Annotated in this window: 17 protein-coding genes; 11 read left to right on the top strand and 6 right to left on the bottom strand. The window is 41.2% G+C overall.

The window, feature by feature from the left end; all coding sequences use genetic code 11:
• The first annotated feature begins 121 nt into the window (after positions 1–121).
• The 7 genes from ICL16_RS25025 to ICL16_RS24995 all read left to right on the top strand — a co-directional run bounded on the left by ICL16_RS25025 (position 122) and on the right by ICL16_RS24995 (position 8,187).
• Complete coding sequence (locus ICL16_RS25025; protein ID WP_190833342.1) at positions 122–1,153, top strand: cation-translocating P-type ATPase; 1,032 nt, start codon at positions 122–124, stop codon at positions 1,151–1,153.
• A gap of 43 nt (positions 1,154–1,196) precedes the next feature.
• Positions 1,197–2,435, top strand: coding sequence for a vWA domain-containing protein (locus tag ICL16_RS25020; protein ID WP_190833339.1), 1,239 nt, complete (start codon positions 1,197–1,199; stop codon positions 2,433–2,435).
• 3 nt (positions 2,436–2,438) lie between these two features.
• Complete coding sequence (locus tag ICL16_RS25015) at positions 2,439–2,813, top strand: hypothetical protein (protein ID WP_190833336.1); 375 nt, start codon at positions 2,439–2,441, stop codon at positions 2,811–2,813.
• 121 nt (positions 2,814–2,934) lie between these two features.
• The gene (locus ICL16_RS25010; RefSeq protein ID WP_190833334.1) at positions 2,935–4,548 is read left to right on the top strand and encodes an AAA family ATPase; all 1,614 of its coding nucleotides are present in this window, start codon (positions 2,935–2,937) and stop codon (positions 4,546–4,548) included.
• A 9-nt stretch (positions 4,549–4,557) separates the two neighbouring features.
• Positions 4,558–5,049: a HugZ family pyridoxamine 5'-phosphate oxidase gene (locus ICL16_RS25005; protein WP_190833332.1), complete on the top strand. Its 492-nt coding sequence runs from the start codon at positions 4,558–4,560 to the stop codon at positions 5,047–5,049.
• Positions 5,050–5,129: 80 nt separating this feature from the next.
• Positions 5,130–6,383 (top strand): glycosyltransferase, encoded by a 1,254-nt coding sequence (locus ICL16_RS25000; protein ID WP_190833330.1) that lies wholly within the window; start codon positions 5,130–5,132, stop codon positions 6,381–6,383.
• Between the two features lie 148 nt (positions 6,384–6,531).
• A complete protein-coding gene (locus ICL16_RS24995; protein ID WP_337907117.1) occupies positions 6,532–8,187 on the top strand; it encodes an alpha/beta hydrolase in 1,656 nt (551 codons plus the stop codon).
• Between the two features lie 8 nt (positions 8,188–8,195).
• Here ICL16_RS24995 and ICL16_RS47795 read toward each other — a convergent pair whose 3' ends face one another.
• From ICL16_RS47795 to ICL16_RS24965, 6 genes are all read right to left on the bottom strand, one after another.
• A complete protein-coding gene (locus tag ICL16_RS47795) occupies positions 8,196–8,291 on the bottom strand; it encodes a GAF domain-containing protein (RefSeq protein ID WP_190833452.1) in 96 nt (31 codons plus the stop codon).
• A 70-nt stretch (positions 8,292–8,361) separates the two neighbouring features.
• Entirely contained in the window at positions 8,362–8,580 is a 219-nt protein-coding gene (locus tag ICL16_RS24985) for a hypothetical protein (protein ID WP_190833467.1), read from the bottom strand.
• 242 nt (positions 8,581–8,822) lie between these two features.
• On the bottom strand, positions 8,823–9,431 hold the full coding sequence (locus ICL16_RS24980; RefSeq protein WP_190833328.1) for an ATP-dependent Clp protease proteolytic subunit: 609 nt from the start codon (positions 9,429–9,431) through the stop codon (positions 8,823–8,825).
• A complete protein-coding gene (locus ICL16_RS24975) occupies positions 9,428–9,976 on the bottom strand; it encodes an SRPBCC family protein (RefSeq protein WP_190833326.1) in 549 nt (182 codons plus the stop codon). The genes ICL16_RS24980 and ICL16_RS24975 overlap by 4 nt, the downstream gene beginning before the upstream one ends.
• Positions 9,961–10,293 carry an ArsR/SmtB family transcription factor gene (locus ICL16_RS24970; RefSeq protein ID WP_190833323.1) on the bottom strand — a complete coding sequence of 111 codons (333 nt, stop codon included), beginning with the start codon at positions 10,291–10,293 and terminating at the stop codon, positions 9,961–9,963. Before ICL16_RS24970 ends, ICL16_RS24975 begins: the two co-directional genes overlap by 16 nt.
• 260 nt (positions 10,294–10,553) lie before the next feature.
• Positions 10,554–12,215 (bottom strand): mechanosensitive ion channel family protein, encoded by a 1,662-nt coding sequence (locus ICL16_RS24965; RefSeq protein ID WP_190833321.1) that lies wholly within the window; start codon positions 12,213–12,215, stop codon positions 10,554–10,556.
• Positions 12,216–12,641: 426 nt separating this feature from the next.
• On the opposite strand from ICL16_RS24965, the gene ICL16_RS24960 reads away from it, so the two are divergent.
• The 4 genes from ICL16_RS24960 (at position 12,642) to ICL16_RS24945 (ending at position 17,574) form a co-directional block, all read left to right on the top strand.
• Positions 12,642–14,669, top strand: a complete 2,028-nt coding sequence (locus ICL16_RS24960) for a cation:proton antiporter domain-containing protein (protein ID WP_190833319.1) — start codon at positions 12,642–12,644, stop codon at positions 14,667–14,669.
• Between the two features lie 95 nt (positions 14,670–14,764).
• Positions 14,765–15,319 carry a CAP domain-containing protein gene (locus ICL16_RS24955; protein WP_190833317.1) on the top strand — a complete coding sequence of 185 codons (555 nt, stop codon included), beginning with the start codon at positions 14,765–14,767 and terminating at the stop codon, positions 15,317–15,319.
• 98 nt (positions 15,320–15,417) lie between these two features.
• Positions 15,418–16,242, top strand: coding sequence for an SDR family NAD(P)-dependent oxidoreductase (locus tag ICL16_RS24950; RefSeq protein WP_190833315.1), 825 nt, complete (start codon positions 15,418–15,420; stop codon positions 16,240–16,242).
• Between the two features lie 132 nt (positions 16,243–16,374).
• Positions 16,375–17,574 carry a PQQ-dependent sugar dehydrogenase gene (locus tag ICL16_RS24945; protein ID WP_190833313.1) on the top strand — a complete coding sequence of 400 codons (1,200 nt, stop codon included), beginning with the start codon at positions 16,375–16,377 and terminating at the stop codon, positions 17,572–17,574.
• The last annotated feature ends 128 nt before the right edge of the window (positions 17,575–17,702 follow it).

Here is a 17,702-nt window from a genome sequence, read left to right as displayed (position 1 = left end):
TATAGAAATACACGTAGGGTAGGTATTGCCCACTCGACAATTCTGTTTCTCTTTCTTTCCTCTGTGTTCTCTGCGTTCTCTGCGGTTCAAAACAACCCACCTCATAGACAACAAATCAACCATGAGATTTTATTTCTACACCATATCCGGGATTGTCTCCGCTCTACTTGGTTGGAGCTTAAGCCAAATCTTATTAATCGATTTAGGAACTAACAAAACTCCACTCAATCCAGACTTTATTTTACTTCCCATCGAAGCCGCCTGCCTTGCCATAGCAATGGTAGTAACAGAGATTTTTCTCAGTAACCCCACTCGACATAGAGCCAATAGGCGCGTATTACCACGCTACTTTTGGGTAGCATTGTGGACTGGCATTATAGCAGGATTAGTTGCCTCTGTCTTAACTAAAATACTCTACCAAACTGGAGCACCTGCTGGGAGCGTTAGGATTGTCTGCTGGAGTCTAATTGGTTTATTTACAGGTTTAGGCGAAGGAGTTAGTTGGCGTCTGCGGAGTATCGAAGGGGGAACGAGAAAAGCTACTAAACGAATTCAAAGAGCAACTTTGTATGGATTGGGAGCCGGATTTATCGCTGCAGTTTTAGTAGAGATTCTGCGCGGCTTTCAAAAATTAGGAGGATATGAAGATGCTCTGGGATTCTTGATTTTGGGACTTTGTTTAGGATATGGTTTGAGTTTTGCTACTTCTCCTACTTATCTAGTGGCTCTTAGGGCAGGCGAGGGTTTTGAAGCGGTAGATCCTTCTAGTGAAGATAAAAATCGTCCCCGCCCCTATCTTAACAACCCCAACCTCCAATTCGTGACTGGAGATGACTACGAATTTATTGAAGAGGGTTTATCTATTCAACTACCTGCAACAACAACATCGATAATTATTGGTTCTTCTTTGGAAGCGGATATCCATATTCCTAATATTCCCAGAAAAGCTGCATCTTTAACTATACGCGATCGCCACGTCACACTCACTTGCCTTACCGACGCTGCTGTGAAAATTCAATCCCGGCTTTTATTTGAAAGAGCAAAACCAATTTCGTTAACACATAACCAGATTCTCACATTTTATCATGCCCATGACGACGAAAAATATTACCGTTTTGTTTTCTATGATAGATTTCTCGATCCACAAGCTTAAGCTAATTGCGTTTGTCTTGCTTGGCTTGCTACCATTCCCAGTCATGGCTAACACTATAGATATATCTCGTTCTAGTACCGAAAGTGATCGCGTCACCTTAAGATTCAGAGTTTTCGATCATAATAACATACCTATCCAAGGCTTAAATCGCCAAGACATGCAAATTCTTTCCACAGATAGTCAAGGCAAACCTGTCAAACCTTCAACGATCAAATTCGACTTAATACCTCCAGAAAGACAATCTCAACCTGACCCTGCATATGTCGCTATTCTATTAGATATGAGCGGCAGTATGCAACACAACGATTCAGGAGGAACCAAAAAACTTACTGGAGCCATTCAGGCAATCGATCAATTTATTGAGCAAGCCAAGAATAACAAAATTCCCGTCAAAGTAGCTCTTGTGCCTTTTGGATATAAAGGCGGTAATCAATGCGCACACTTATATGAAGTTACTCAACAAACAATCGCCCAAAAATCCCCCTTTCATGATATCACCAACGATAACTTAAAAACCCAACTCAAAGAATTAGCAAATATCCCAGTTTGTGCTTCAACTAACTTACATCTACCACTACAAGCAGCCGCAAATTACTTAAAAAATGAATTTGCCAACATAACCAGTAACGTAAATCCAGAAACACAACCCAGACTAGCAATAATTCTACTTTCTGACGGCTATGACTCAACCAAACAAGAGCAAATACAAAAACTCACAAACTTCTTACAGCAATCACCACCCGTAACAGTTCACTCATTAGGGTATGGAGAATCCTTAAGTCAACTACGCGATCGCGCCCAATGTACCATATTAATACCCCCCAACGATCAACTTACAGCAGACACAGTAAGTAAATATTGTCGCTTAAGCCAGCGAGAAATTCGTGAATTTATCATCGACGAAAACTTGCTCAAAAACATAGCCACAGCCACAGGCGGAATCTACAAACTCTCAGCCAACGCCAACGAAATAGCCAAAAGCCTAACAGACTTTCTCACAACCCTAAGAGAATATCAATTAATCTACAAACAACCAGGAGCCGACAGAGCCACAATCCATCAAACAAAAATACAAATAAACTCCCCCGCCCGTCAAATCAACAAACTAACCTCTAACCCACAAACCATACGCATATCCAACTTTCACTACCAGCAAATATCACTCCTCCAACGCATAAACATACTAGCCTTCACAACCACCCTCGCCAGCATAGGAACACTCACCTACATCAAATGGAGCCACCACCTAAAACAACAAGCAGAACACAACTTACAAAACTAAAAAATGCCCCAATACACCCTAATCATCAAAATCCCCAACGCCGGCAACAAACAAATATCCCATACAATCAACCTTACAGAAACCCACGAAGCCTATCCCGAAGACTACTTTGAAATACAAGAAAACAAAACCAATCTACACACAACCCTACAAACAAAAACAGCCCGCCAAATAACTCAAACCCAACTAAAACAAATCATACAACAATGGACATCAGACATCAAACAAAACCTACGCCGCACAACCATTCCCATCAACCTACCCACAGAACCTCCAGTACCCCCAACCACCCCACAACCAAAACCCCCCCTCAAACCAACCCCAGAACCCACAACCGAAAAGCGGGCAAAAAATAACAAATTTGAATTCGATGGTTAATACCGTAGAACCCCCCAACCCCCCTTGTAAGGGGGGCATTAAACCCCCCTTGGTAAGGGGGCTGGGGGGTTCTAATTTGTGGCAGCGATAAAGATAATTCGTGTAACAGGTGCTTTAGAATATGGAACTACCACTACAAAAATGCCAAAACCAACTACAAGACCTGCTAAAATCAAAATACCCCCTCATCTTCCTCCGCTCATCCGAAGAAAGCCGAGCAATCAACTGTGCCATCGCCGCCCATCAAACCCTAACCACAACCAACATCAAAAACGGCGAAATAGCCAGATGGAGTAGCATCGACGGATTCCAAAGACTAACAGGAGAAGACATCTGGCAAAGCACAGGCTCAGCACCAGAACCCAACACCGAACCCCTACTCACAGCCCTCAACTTTCTCCAATCTCGATTACAAAATCACGCAGGCAAAAACCCAGAACAACAATACACCTACATCTTGCCAGATTGGTCAACATTAATCGAACCCAACTGCCATTTTACAGCTCGCAAACTCAAAGAACTAGCGATCGCGATCGAAGAAAAACGACCCCGACCCAGGCTAACATTAATAGTCATCGGCGCAGATTGGACAATACCCGAAATCCTGCGCAACAGCGTTCACATTCAAGACTTACCCCTACCCATTGGAGAAGAACTATATCAAGATGTCTTTAGCATAGTCAGCGAAAAAACAGAACTAAGCGCAAATCAAGCCAGAAAATTATCCGAACAAGCCCAGGGAATGCCCTTACAAGCAGCATTGCAAACAGCCAGATTAATCACCGCCAGAAACCTGTGGTCAAAACCACAAGAAGCGGGACAATTACTACTAGAAGTAAAAAAGCAAGAAATTCGCAAAACAGGAGTTTTAGAATACTTCGTCCCCCAAGGGCAAGGATTAACAGAAGTTGGCGGATTAGAAAACGTAAAAACGTGGATTGAAAGTCGCCAGCAGTGGTTTGAGCAAGACACCAACCCAGAAATGCGCCCCCGTGCCATTTTACTCGAAGGTTTTCCTGGATGTGGCAAAACATTTATTGCCAGAGCCATAGCGCAAGAATGGCGCGTACCACAAATCAACTTTGAAATATCACGATTGCAATCCAAATGGGTAGGCGAATCAGAAAGCAACACATTTCAAGCCTTACGTGCAATTGAAGCTTCAGCCCCTAATATTCTATTTATGGATGAAATTGAAAAAGCCTTTGCTGGGGTAGGAGGAGATAGCTCTGGAGTAAGTACGCGACAGTTTGGCACTTTTTTATCTTGGCTCAACGATCATCAATATCCGATCTTTTTTATTGCCACTTCTAATGATAGAACCGCACTTCCTCCAGAGCTTTTCCGTGCAGGTAGATTTGATGAAACTTTCATTATCATGCCACCTAATTTACACGAGCGTTGCGAAATTCTGCACAAACGCGCCCAAGCCTACAAACTTCCTCCCATTCCCGAACCTACATTAGCATTCTTGATAGAGTATACAAATGGCTTTTCTGGAGCAGAGTTAGATAAGCTAGTTAAAGAAGCAATTTATCGATCTGGAATTGGTTACTTACCCACAGAAGCTCATTGGCAGGAAGCTTTAGCTCAAATTGCCCCCCAGTACCGTACTCCTAAAATGCAAAGCCTGTTGCAAAAGTATCTGAGGTTATTAGAAGATGGGGGCAGTAAACCTGCATCTGCTTTGGAAGTAGGTTTTTTGGAAAGTTTGATTTTAGCACAAAATAAGTAATATAGACTCATGTCACAATTTGAAAACGCCCTTGCCGCCTATCAAGGCTTTACCGACCAGTTCCAAAGTGTTATGCTCAGCACGGTAAGTGCAGATGGCCTTCCCAATGCTAGTTATGCTCCTTTCGTCATTGATGAGAGCAAAAATATCTATATATATGTTAGTGGTCTTTCTCCCCACACTCAAAATCTCTATGCAGTTCCGAGAGTAAGTGTACTGTTTATTGACGATGAATCTCAAACTAAGCAAATCTTTGCTCGTCGTCGCCTGACATTTGATTGTTCAGCAAGTTTGGTTGAACGTGATACGGAATTATGGAACCAAATAGTTGATAATTTTGAAGCACGATTTGGCGAGCTGATTCAAATGTTTCGTAGTTTACCAGATTTTCGCATTTTTAAACTTACGCCAAACAATGGTCGCTTTGTGATCGGTTTTGGTGCTGCTTATGAAGTAGATCCTAATAACTTTGATACCTTAATTCAGATTACAAATTCGTAATTCTTAAGTTTAATTTACAAATTTAAAGTTATGAATTAATAAAGAAGTGATGGGATAATCATTATTAATTGGAGCGTCAGATGACCCACTTTGGTATAATTTGTCCAGGAGTTTCTGGTCATCTCAATCCGATGATTGCTTTGGCAAGGGAACTTCAAGAGCGCGGACATCGAGTAACACTGATTAATTTTCTTGATGCTGAAGCTTCTGCACAAGCTGCTGGAGTAGAATTCCGAGTCATAGCGCCGGAAGAATTTCCTTTAGGAAAAACACGAGAACTACAGAAAATTGATGGTGAGTTAAGTGGTTTTGCTGCGCTCAAATTCACTATAAATTACTTTACAGATTTAGCAAAAATTAGGTTACAAAATGCTCCTGATGTAATCAGAGATGCAGGCATTGAAGCATTACTAGTGGATCAAGTTTCTCCAGAAGGAGGTACGATCGCCGATTATCTGGGCATTCCTTTCATCACCATCTGTATTGCCCTACCGATGAATCCCGAACCAAATATACCACCTTTTTTCACAACCTGGAGCTATCAACCTGTGTGGTGGGCGAAGTGGCGTAATCAAATTACATACTCGCTGATCAACCTATTATTTTTACCAGGTTTCAAAATCGTTCAAACTTACCGCAAACAGTGGAATTTACCTCTGTATTCTCAGCTGACAGATGTTTGGTCAACAATAGCACAAATTAGCCAACTACCGACTGAATTTGACTTTCCGCGCATCGTACCAGAACACTTTTATTATACAGGACCATTTGTTAACCCAACAGCACGTAAGCAGGTAGATTTTCCCTATGAACAATTGAGCGAAAAACCCCTAATTTATGCTTCATTAGGAACGCTAAAAAATCGTTTTGTCGAAGTCTTTCAAGGGATAGCCGCCGCTTGCGATCGCGAAGATGTACAACTCCTGATATCTTTAGGTGGTGCTTCAATTGCTGAAGCGTTGGGAGAATTACCAGGTTCACCAATAGTCGTCAACTACGCCCCACAACTAGAACTCCTCAAACGCGCCAGCCTTTGTATCACCCATGCAGGTTTAAATTCAGTGCTAGAATCACTTAGTGCCGGAGTACCAATGGTAGCAATTCCACCAGGTGACGATCAACCAGGTATTTCTGCACGATTAGCTTGGGTGGGCGCTGGTGAGTATATTACCGTAAAAAACTTTAATCGCGATCGCTTAAAAACTCTCGTACATCAAGTGTTAACCAACGACTCCTATCGTCAAAACGCCCGTCGCCTACAAGCAACAATCAGCAAAGCTAATGGAGTCAAACTGGCTGTTGATATCATTGAAGAGAAGTTATCACACACTTAAATTGCAACCTGTCGGCATTGCTGAATTAGGGGATAATTCTTGTGGGGTAGAGAGCAGCACTGGCTCCTCCTGACTTCTGCCTTAAAGTGCATAAGTCATCCTCACAATCCACTATATCATCAAGAAGTCATTCAAACAGGGTGCGAGCGTGAGCAAAATTTCTAACAGTATCAAAATGGGTGTGGGTTTACTTTGCGCACTTGCTATTACACAAAGCAACACAAATAATTCCGCACAAGCAGCAGAAACCGCTGTGTTACGTATTGGTCCATTAGAAGAGTCTATCACAGTAACTGAATTAGAAAAAATCGCAGAAACTGGAAAAGCTCCTGAAGGTTACGAATCTTACTCTAAACGATTGTCGCATGCACAACGTAGCCAAGTATTAACAGCACTACGGACAAAATTTCCAGTCAATCTTTTATATATTGATAAATTACTTAACTCCAAAGTTGGAAGCACGATACTTCAGGATCTATCTACAGTGATAGCGCGAGAAGATAATGCCGGAATGCAGGCGCTCAGAAGTGGAATCATCAGAGGTTCTACTGCACCTGGTGGCTTGTCGATCGCCAGCTTTATCAAAGCTTATCCAAGCGAGCGGATCATTATAGATGTTGAGCAAGCATTCAAAGTAGCTGGTAATCTCAACACCTCATTTAAGCAAACTCAGCAGTTTATCACAGCTATTGCTCCTCAGCTTGAGCGAAAACTAACTCAAATAAATCCACCATTTGATCCTAGCCAAACAGGAAGCGCCCAAGTACAAGTTCTTAACTTTAACTGGAAAGATACAAAACGCCAACGCCAAATTCCCGTTGATATATACTGGTCAAAAGATGCAAATAATACTAAACCTCTCATTGTTTTTAGTCACGGGTTTTCTTCTCTACGTACAGATATGCGCTACCTTGCCGAGCATTTAGCGTCTCATGGTTATGTAGTAGCAGCTTTAGAACATCCTGGTAGTAACAAAGCTTATGATAACTTGGCAACTCAGGGCAAGGTAAGAATTATCAAACCACAGGAGTTTTTAGAACGTCCTAGAGATATTAGTTTTGTTTTGGATCAACTAGAAAAGCTAAATAAAACAGCAAATAATCCGTTGAGTGGTAAACTAAAAGTTGATCAAACTATTCTAGTAGGTCATTCCCTTGGGGGTGGAACAACACTATCCATTGCTGGGGCTGAATTACAAATAGATTACTTGAAAAAACGCTGTCAGAAAAACTTAGCAAGTGTTAACTATGCTGAAGGTTTACAATGTGCTGCGCAAGCGTTGCCAAAAAATAGTTATCAACTACGAGATACAAGAGTAAAACGAGCGATCGCTCTTAACCCCGTCAGTTCCCTGATGTTTGGCGAGACTGGTTTAGAGAAAGTACAAGTTCCGCTGCTGATGCTAGCATCATCCGCCGACAAATCTACTCCAGCTTTGACAGAACAAATTATTGGTTTTAACAAAATTCCCAGGGACAAATGGCTGGTTGGTATAGTTGGGGCAACTCATGCTAGTGTAAAAGACCCTAGCACCACTCAAGATGAGGCGACAAAACCAAGTACAGCCTTTGCTGGGGATGAAGTGTTTGGCGAACAAGCTGTTGATATTCGCAAATACATCAAAGCTATCACTTTGGCTTTTGCTGCGCAAATGACAACTGAGGCAGATAAATATGCAATTTTTCTCACGCCTGAGTATGCTCAATCTGCTTCAACTCAGGCTTTTCCCATTCATTTAGTCAGAGAAATTCCCCAGGATGCGATGACAGTGGTGAAGCAGTTTGTGAATAAAAGTTCACAGTGAAAGTTTTTTTAAACAGTTTTAAAAAAGGTAAGAACCGCCCAAACTTCACCTCTATCCATCATCGGAATTCCCAGCGCATTTTTTACACCACAAGCTCTAGCAATTTTGTTGCGGAGAAAGTAGGCTTCTGATGTTTATAAAGTTCACTTAAATATACGTGAAGAATATTACTGCCTAGCTACTTTTCGCTCTACTCAAAGAAACAGTGAGATGAGTTTTGTGTTGCCGAGAAAGTCCTTTAGGTAATTCCCCTGTGAGATCCTCTGGTAAGAAATTGCTTTTTTTACAACTTAGTACAGGCATTTCTTGCCAACAGGAGCGGCAGAACCAGTAGACTCCTGTCTCACGTACATGTCGTAGAAGCACGGTATCACAAGTTGGACAATTATTCATTTTTTACTAAAGTTATAATTACGTAACGGTATGAAATAACTTGGCATGTACCAAACAATATGGTATAAAACCACTGCTATTTTCGTATTTTTAATGACAAATAACTTCAGTAACAATACTTAAAAAAAATTAGAGTAAAATTAAAAATTTAGTAAACTTTGTGATTATATGACAGTAAGATCCCTGACAACGCATTTATTTGTCGGGGATCTTGGGGATCTTGGGGAGCGGCTGGTTGAGGATTAAATAGGTGTAGGTGTTCTTTTGATGATACTGTCAATTAAGCCGTAGGCTTGAGCTTCTTCGGCACTCATAAAAAAGTCTCGTTCTGAGTCACGTTCAATTCGCTCTTTTGATTGACCAGTGTTGATAGCGAGTATTCTGTTTATTGATTCTCTAAGATACAGAATCTCTCTAGCTGCTACCTCTATATCACTAGCTTTTCCTTGAGTGCCTCCTGAAGGTTGACGGATGGTAATTCGAGCATTGGGCAAAGCGTATCTTTTACCCCTAGTACCTGAAGAAAGCAATAATGCGCCGATTGCAACTGCATTACCAATACAGACTGTACATACTTCTGAACGAATTTGATTTATGGCATCGTATATAGCCATAGCTGCCATTACTTCTCCTCCAGAACAGTTAATGTACAAAGTGATATCTTTTTCTGGAGCTTCAGCATCAAGATACAGCATTTGTGCAACAATTAAGTTAGCTGTTTCATCTGTCAGTTCACCTCTCAAAAATATAATTCGCTCTACAAGTAAGCGCGAATATATATCAAATGTGCGTTCTCCTTTATCTGATGCTTGAATCACAAACGGTAAGTTGCTTTGATGTTGTAAGTTCATTGTATTAGTATCAAAATTTGTGGCATTCTTTCATTCAACTTGTAATCCCAACCACCATTGAGAAAAGAGTTGAGAATTACACTATCCAAAGCCTCATACCTCCCAACAGGCATTGATTGTAAAAGAGGCGTTTGAGTTACTGCTGTTGGTGTTTGGACGAATTGATTTTGCCACGGTTGAGCATAGCGCATTGATTTATGTAGAGACGTTACATGTAACGTCTTTACAGCCTGATGCAATAACTGTAGTTTAGTACCATTATCAACAGCTTCTAGCGTCCAAGTAACAATAGAAGGCTGGCACATAAATTTGTCTTGCCAAGTATAAGAAAGCCGTTTTGGCGCATCTATTTCAATTACTTCGCAATCAATACGAACATCCAATCCTGGTAGTGTTGTATGTTGAAATTGAAATTTATGTCCCAGACGCGGCTCAAAGTCATTTTCCATCAGCCATGCAGCAAGAGTGCGGCTATTTGTCAATACTTGCCAAATTCTTTGGGGTGGATGAGGGTAAAAAGTTTCTATCTTTAAGTTTCCGAGCATGAATCCTCCAAATAGTTGCCCAGGGCTTCCAGTTTTTCTTGCCAGAATTGCTCGTAATCGCCAATCCAATCAGATACCAGCTTGAGTGGTTCTGGATTTAAACTATACAGGCGTTGTCGTCCTGATTTGCGTATTTTTACTAAGCCAGCTTCACACAAAACCTGCAAGTGCTGAGAAATCGCTGGCAAGCTCATGGCAAAAGGCTCGGCTAACTGTTTGACTGGTTGCTCACCAGTACGCAACCGATCCAATATCGCTCGTCTAGTTGGATCGGCGATCGCTGCAAACACATCAGCACTAGCTGCAAGTCTACTCATAAGATATTGGATTGTGCATTGCTTTCTTAGGGGCGAGATGATCGTTTAGCTTGACAAAACAAAAATGTTATCATGAGGTTGACCAAAATATTTAAGTGAATACTTAACTGTTTTGATTATAGATAAGCATTTGCTTAAATGTCAAGAGCGATTACTGTAAGTAGTTGGACAAAATTAAATTCATTCGTGAAGGCATTCAAAAAGCGCGTCTCTACAACATTAGATGTTGTTTTTTAAGAGGGTTGTAAAAACAGATGGTATTACCGCTCATCAGGTTGGTTTTTTGTGGATGAATTAGTTGAACCATTGAATTTCTCACTCTGTGTTTGATTCAACCAAGCTGTCAACCCTTGAGAAAGGTGAGACAAAGACTCTTCTAACTCTGGTGAAAGCTGCAGGGGTAGATTTCCCGATTGCACATGCACAGAGCGTTGGGGAAAGGGAATATGAACCTGATGAAGCCGCATCATTTCCTCAATGCGAAAGTACAAATCGCTCCTAATTTGAAATTGTTTCTGCGGTTGAGAAATCCAAACTAATAACTGAAAATCCAAAAAATCTTCTCCAAATCCTTTAAAAAAGACGTTAGGCGCTGGTTTTTTTAATACATTAGGATTATCCTTAGCAGCTTCAAGCAGCGCAGAACGCACATTACTTAATGTCGAGCCATAAGCTACACGTACAGGTAGTACTAACCGAGAAACGAGGCTCTGATGGTTCCAATTCACCACTTCATTTTCTAACAGATGAGAATTTGGCACAATCACTGATGTATCATCTAAAGTACGGATCTGAGTACTGCGAGCATTTAATCGCTCCACTGTTCCCATAAACTTGCCAATTTCGATAAAATCCCCGACTTCAATCGCTCGCTCGAAGGTGATAACTAAGCCACTAATAAACTCTTTAGCAATACCCTGGAAACCAAATCCAATCGCCACACCCAAAACACTGGCTACTATTGCTAAGGAACTGATATCCAAACCCCAAATTTGCAGTAAAACAAATGCACCAATAAAGATTAGGCTATAGTTGAAAATCAGCGCAATCGATTCTTGAACGCCTCGGCTAACACGAGTGATGCGCAGTACTCGCGATCGCAACAGATTTGTGACTGCTCCAGCAATAGCTACCACTCCAAAAAATAAGCAAAACAGGATAATTAAATTTATGACTGAATAAGAACTTTTCCCTAAAGAAATCGCAGGTGATGTCAGGCTCAACCAGAGAATACTGGTAATTTGCTGACTCCAATACCGTGTCAAAGGAAATAAGTTAGTAATATAAATAGTCGTCCCTAACCATATTCCAGCACGCACTACAGTTAGAGTCAACAGCAGAAATAATTCTATTGATTTTGGTTGCGCTCCCGTGTCGGGATCGCTTGCGGCTCTTGGCACCAACTGTCGTAGCCAGTAACGCCAAATCCAACCGGAAAGTCGATGGAGAGCGTAAGCACCTAACCCAGACAAGACTGCGAACAGTATAGCTCTCCACACATAACTTAACTTTCTCTGTTCTTGACCTTGTTGAAGTGCTTCCGCAATCTGTTGCGCCCAGATTTCAGCCTGTTCCTGTTCTGTTCTTCCTGTGGGAGTGTCTTGTTGCGTCACACTCAGCAAGTGACGACCATTTACCCGAATCACAGGTAATTGATTGCTTTTGACAATCTCCACCTTCACCGGCTTAGTGGAGCGGACTACCTGTTTTAAAATCAAGTTAGCATCATCGGCGCGATCTTCAGCACTGAATTGCCCAGATTGACTAACTTCAAATAGCTTGTAGCCATCCAATATGATGGGAGCATTTACTTGTTTTTGTTGGGCTTGCACCGGTATTAAAGTGAGAAAACATCCCTGGATAACCATCAAAGCAATGGCAAGGATAGTGGAATTTCTCCGCAAGCAGCGATGACGACTCATAAACTATCAGCTCATGGTTTGGCTGTATAGGTAGCGGACTATTATAACCATTTCCCGAATTTTATTGACATACTATAAATAACACATCCCCCCACAGTAATGGTTAAAACGGATATATTCAATACAGATCCTCTAATTTGGAAAAAGCTCCTGGATAGAGGGTTTTTGTCAGGTTAATTAGCCGGATATATTATAGCTAAATCAACAAAGTATATCTAAATAACTAACTATTCATGTTTGATTGCTAGCGGTGTGTCAGCAATGCTGTTACTTTTCGATCATATTTACTTTCGACTTCTTATATAAAGTTGGGATCATTTACTGTGCATCTGATATTTTTCTTGTTATCTAACCTAATATAGATAGAAAAAAACTTACGATTCAATATAAATGTATGATTACTAATATAAAATATTTTGGTATTGCATGGAAAGCTGGGTGCGCTCATTTAAGGAATTGTTAACTCCCTCAGTACTATCTGGTCCGATCACCGATCCAGTACCAGTTTTTCTGATAATTATGGCAATTATGCTGGTTGCACCGCTGTTATTTGAGCGGGTGAAACTACCAGGAATTGTTGGCTTAATCTTAGCCGGAGTCGTTGTCGGACCTAATGGATTAGGGATATTGGAAAGAGATAGCACAATTATTCTCTTAGGTACAGTAGGATTACTATTTCTGATGTTTATGGCTGGATTAGAAACCAGCTTGGATGATTTAAAATACAACGCCGACAAAGCAGTGATTTTTGGTTTAGCTACTTTTGCTATTCCCATGCTGCTTGGTACAGTTGCTATGCTCCTATTGGGATACAATTTTTTAGCATCAATTTTAGTAGCTTCTTGTTTCGCTTCCCATACACTTTTAGCTTTGCCAATTGCTAGTAAATTGGGAATTATGCGAACTCAGACTGTAACCACTACTTTGGGCGGTACTTTAATTACTAATGTCTTAGCACTACTGGTTTTGGCTGTTGTTGTCAAGGCTCATCAAGGTACTCTCTCCTTTAGTTTTTGGTTGTTTCTCATTCCATCTTTGATAATTTATACATGGGCTACTTTATGGGGAGTTCCAAGAATTGGTCGATGGTTCTTTCGGCGTTTTGGGCATGATGAAGGAGCAGAATTTACGTTTGTATTAGCAACTTTATTTGTTGTTTCGTATGTAGCAGAAATAATTGAAATTGAGCCGATAATTGGAGCATTTTTAGCAGGAATTGCTATTACTCAGTTAATACCGCAACTTAGCCCATTAATGAATAGAATTCAGTTTATTGGTAATACTTTATTCGTACCATTTTTTCTGATTTCAGTTGGGATGCTGATTAACCCAAAAATTTTAGTGAGTGAACCTCGATCTTTACTAGTGGCAGCAGTAATGATTTTTGTATCAATCATCGCCAAGTTTCTTCCTGCCTGGGTAAGCGGTAAAGTATCTGGTTTTGACTGGAACAGTATTATGGTAATGTTTGGTCTTTCCGTTGCTCAAGCTGCATCAACACTAGCAGCGATTACAGTTGCTTACCAAATTAGAATAGTAGATCAACCAACCGTTAATGGTATTATTGCAATGATTCTAGTTACCTGCATTGCTTCACCTTGGATTACCGCTCGTTGGGGAAAAAGTATCAAAGCAGAGGTAGCAAGTTCTGTTAGTCAGGAAAAAAAGCTTTTAGGCGCTCGTGTTATAGTACCAGTAGCTAACCCAAATACTGAAGATAACTTACTGCAACTTGCTTTAATTTTAGCTAAAGCGACAGAAGGAACTCTACTACCACTGCACGTTATTCCTGAGAGTCAGGAAGCGAATTTAGCGGAAGCAAAAATACGGCAAAATCAATTATTAGCCACGGCAGAAACAATAGCTCATGGTGCTGTTACTTCCGTTGAACCAATTGGGCGGGTGGATGATTCAATTGGGAAAGGAATTGTGCGCTCTGCTCAAGAACGTGATGCTAGTCTGATTATTTGTGGTTGGAAAGGGTATTCTACTACCCGTGAAAATTTGTTTGGTGGTGTGCTTGACTATGTGGTACGTCGCACAACTGTGCCGCTGCTAATTGCTCGATTTCCTCATTCCATAAAAAATACAAAACGAGTATTTTTAGCAATTCCTGAAATTAAAAGTACATCTCCTATATTTGAGCAAGTAGTAACGCTAGCACAAACTATTGCTGTCGAACTGAAAGGTACATTGCAAATTTTACAAGTTACGGCACGATCGCGACGTAATCCAAAGACAAAAATAGATGATTGGCAATTAGATATTCCGATTGTGCAGTTGCAGGGTAACTTTGTGAGCCAAGTATCAAAAATGCTCGAACCTGATGATTTATTAATATTAATTGCTGGTACTAATCCCGAATTTCATTTGTCAGCATTAGGAATTGCACCAAAGGCGATCGCACGCACTCACAGACATACCTCTATTATTGTCATTCACTTTCCCTTCTAAACTTAAAACTTCTCCACATCCCCACCACTTCATCTTCATGTCATTTTTTTGTCATATTGCTCACACTACAATATATAGGATGGAGAGCATTAATTATGAAACACCGCCTATTATCCCCAATGTTTTGGGCTTTTGGGGTGGCACTCGCACTTTTAACCACGGGATGTGAGCAGGTAATTGAATATTTGCCACCACTACCCAGAGTCGAAATCCCATCAACACAAACCCCAAAACCAATACCACGCCAAACAAGTACAACTAATAACATTGAGGCAGCAGTTCGACAACGCATCAACCAAGTACGTCAGCAAAACGGGTTAACAACCTTGCAAAATAATGAAAAACTAGCACGGGTTGCCCGTAATTACAGTAGGCAGATGGCAGAAAAAAACTTCTTCAGTCATACCGGAGCAGATGGCAGTACTCTTCCCCAGAGAGTACGTGCTGGGGGAATCTCTTACTGGGTAGTGGGTGAAAATCTGTTCACCAGTACAAATATTCCTCAACCTGTACCTGCAGCAGTTGAGGGTTGGATGAAAAGCAAAGGACACCGCGAGAACATTTTACGCCCCGGTTGGAAAGAAACAGGCGTAGGCGTCTGGCGGACTGGTAACACTTACTACATTACTCAGTTATTTTTGCGTCGCTAAAGAGTGTTTGTGTCACAACTTCTAACTTTTGTTAGAAGGTTTCTCAAGTTTTCTGTAGCAAACTGGGACAAGACACCTATGATCAAAAACAATCTAGTATGGCTAACACAGTAATCATCACTGGGGCAACTCAAGGTATTGGTAAAGCAACAGCACTCCAATTTGCCCGTCAAGGGTATGATATTGTGTTGGCAGCTCGTCAACTAGAGCGCTTAGAAACTACAGCAGCAGAGGTGCGATCGCTCGGTAGACAAGCACTTGCCATTTCCACAGATGTAAGAGATTACGAACAGGTGAACAATCTTGTGGAAAAAGCACTTGCTCATTTCGGTCATGTAGATGTATTGATTAATGATGCAGGTATTTATTATATGGGACCTGTGGACGAAAGTTCGCTCAATGATTGGCAACAAATAATTAATACAAACCTGTGGGGTTATATTCACACCATTCATGCACTTTTACCCCATTTTTTAGAGCGCAAAACTGGCACAATCGTCAACGTGAGTTCTATCGGTGGTCTTGATCCAATTCCATATCAAGTACCATACACAACAAGTAAGTATGCTATCACTGGATTAACCAAATCGCTACATGCAGAATTATCCCCAAAAGGCATCCATGTTTGTGGCATTTATCCCAGTTTCATTCGGACTCGTTTGATGGAAAGAGCAATCTTTCGCGGTAAAAGTGAGGAGACAAAACAAGCTCGTTATCAGTTAATAAACACAGCATTCAACAGTCCCTTATTAGAAAAACCAGAGGATGTAGCAAAAGCAATTTGGCGCGGAGTCAAATATAAAAAAGCCAATGTAGTCGTTGGTACAGCAAATTTTTGGTCATCAGCTTTTCACTTATTTCCCGGCTTGATGAAGCCAATTTTTCGCCGAATATTTGGGATGAGCGATCGCCTCGCTCATTAATTTATTTTTTTAAAGGTATATATAAACACAGAAAGTAATATTACTTATTCCATCAGAAGGATGTAGTTTTATATACAAAATTTTAAGCTGTTTCACGGTAATTCATTTACCAAAATTTAAAGGAAAAATACCGTGAAAGTAACAAGCTTACTCGTCGGTTGTGCATTACTGCTCAGCATCATCCCTGCAGGCGCACAACAAGTGCAACAACAAAGGGTAGAGCAAGTTGAAGGCTACTTAGCAACACCTGAGCGCCTAGAATTTGATGAATCACTTTTGTCACAGTTGAAAGTACCAGAAGGATTTCAGATTGAAGTATTTGCCAAAAACTTGGGCAATCCCCGGAACTTGGCAGTTGCTCCTGATGGTACTGTCTACGTTACACGTAGGGATCAAGAAGATGTTTTGGCATTGTACGATCGCGATCGCGATGGTCGTGCCGACGGTTACAATACTGTTGCATCAGGTTTACCATACGTTAACGGCATCACAATTCATGAGAATCGTCTCTACTTTGTCACAGATAAACAACTTTACGTTGCTTCTTTAGCAACTGAAGGTATAGAAGGCGAACCACAACTATTAATTGATAACTTACCTGATGCAGGGCAACACCCAAATCGTACCCTTGCCTTTGGTCCTGATGGGTTACTCTATATTTCAGTAGGTAGCACTTGTAACGCTTGCAATGATACAAACCCAGAAAGCGCCACCCTGCTACAGGCACAACCCGACGGTAGCAATCGGACAATTTATGCCTCTGGTTTACGCAATACCATTGGCTTTGCGTGGCATCCCGAAACAGGGGAATTGTGGGGGATGGATCACGGTACTGACTGGCGTGGTAATGAGCAACCACCAGAAGAATTAAATCTGATTCGTCAAGGCGTAAATTATGGTTGGCCCTTCTGTTATGCTGATCGCCGTCCGGATGTGTATTTCCAACTAAACCCAAGAGGCACAACCAAGGAGCAATATTGCGCCAATACAGAACCACCAGTACTAACCTACACAGCACATAGTGCACCGTTAGCACTGCTTTTTTATACGGGATCTCAGTTTCCCCAAGAATACCAGAATGATGCTTTTGTCACTATGCGCGGTTCATGGAATCGTTTACCACCTTCAGGATACAAAGTCGTGCGGGTGCGTTACCAAGATGGCAAACCAGTCGAGTTTGAAGACTTTATCACTGGATTCTTAAACGAAGAAGGAACGGCACAGTTTGGTAGACCGGTTGGTTTAGCGATCGCACCTGATGGTGCGCTGTTATTCACCGATGATACCAATGGTGTAATTTACCGCGTTTCATACACCGGAGAAAGTAAGTAAATATTTCCATCTTTTCACCAATTGTTGATTTTTAGTCCGTTTTAACACATGGCGGTTTCAGATCCCCGACTTCTTTAAGAAGTCGGGGATCTATTGAATTGACTAAGCATAATATCATCAATTAGTCA

The organism is Iningainema tapete BLCC-T55 (assembly GCF_014698965.1).
Taxonomy (GTDB): Bacteria; Cyanobacteriota; Cyanobacteriia; order Cyanobacteriales; family Nostocaceae; genus Iningainema; species Iningainema tapete.
Note: the sequence above shows the minus strand (reverse complement) of the source record. Positions and strands in the feature narration are given on the sequence as shown.

What these genes read in the sequence shown, in the direction of transcription:
- ICL16_RS24985 (WP_190833467.1), bottom strand. Translation starts at nt 8,580, where the DNA reads ATGAATAATTGTCCAACTTGTGATACCGTGCTTCTACGACATGTACGT.
- ICL16_RS24950 (WP_190833315.1), top strand. Translation starts at nt 15,418, where the DNA reads ATGGCTAACACAGTAATCATCACTGGGGCAACTCAAGGTATTGGTAAA.
- ICL16_RS24960 (WP_190833319.1), top strand. Translation starts at nt 12,642, where the DNA reads ATGGAAAGCTGGGTGCGCTCATTTAAGGAATTGTTAACTCCCTCAGTA.
- ICL16_RS24975 (WP_190833326.1), bottom strand. Translation starts at nt 9,976, where the DNA reads ATGCTCGGAAACTTAAAGATAGAAACTTTTTACCCTCATCCACCCCAA.
- ICL16_RS25010 (WP_190833334.1), top strand. Translation starts at nt 2,935, where the DNA reads ATGGAACTACCACTACAAAAATGCCAAAACCAACTACAAGACCTGCTA.
- ICL16_RS24965 (WP_190833321.1), bottom strand. Translation starts at nt 12,215, where the DNA reads ATGAGTCGTCATCGCTGCTTGCGGAGAAATTCCACTATCCTTGCCATT.
- ICL16_RS24955 (WP_190833317.1), top strand. Translation starts at nt 14,765, where the DNA reads ATGAAACACCGCCTATTATCCCCAATGTTTTGGGCTTTTGGGGTGGCA.
- ICL16_RS24970 (WP_190833323.1), bottom strand. Translation starts at nt 10,293, where the DNA reads ATGAGTAGACTTGCAGCTAGTGCTGATGTGTTTGCAGCGATCGCCGAT.
- ICL16_RS25000 (WP_190833330.1), top strand. Translation starts at nt 5,130, where the DNA reads ATGACCCACTTTGGTATAATTTGTCCAGGAGTTTCTGGTCATCTCAAT.
- ICL16_RS25020 (WP_190833339.1), top strand. Translation starts at nt 1,197, where the DNA reads ATGGCTAACACTATAGATATATCTCGTTCTAGTACCGAAAGTGATCGC.
- ICL16_RS24980 (WP_190833328.1), bottom strand. Translation starts at nt 9,431, where the DNA reads ATGAACTTACAACATCAAAGCAACTTACCGTTTGTGATTCAAGCATCA.
- ICL16_RS25025 (WP_190833342.1), top strand. Translation starts at nt 122, where the DNA reads ATGAGATTTTATTTCTACACCATATCCGGGATTGTCTCCGCTCTACTT.
- ICL16_RS25015 (WP_190833336.1), top strand. Translation starts at nt 2,439, where the DNA reads ATGCCCCAATACACCCTAATCATCAAAATCCCCAACGCCGGCAACAAA.
- ICL16_RS25005 (WP_190833332.1), top strand. Translation starts at nt 4,558, where the DNA reads ATGTCACAATTTGAAAACGCCCTTGCCGCCTATCAAGGCTTTACCGAC.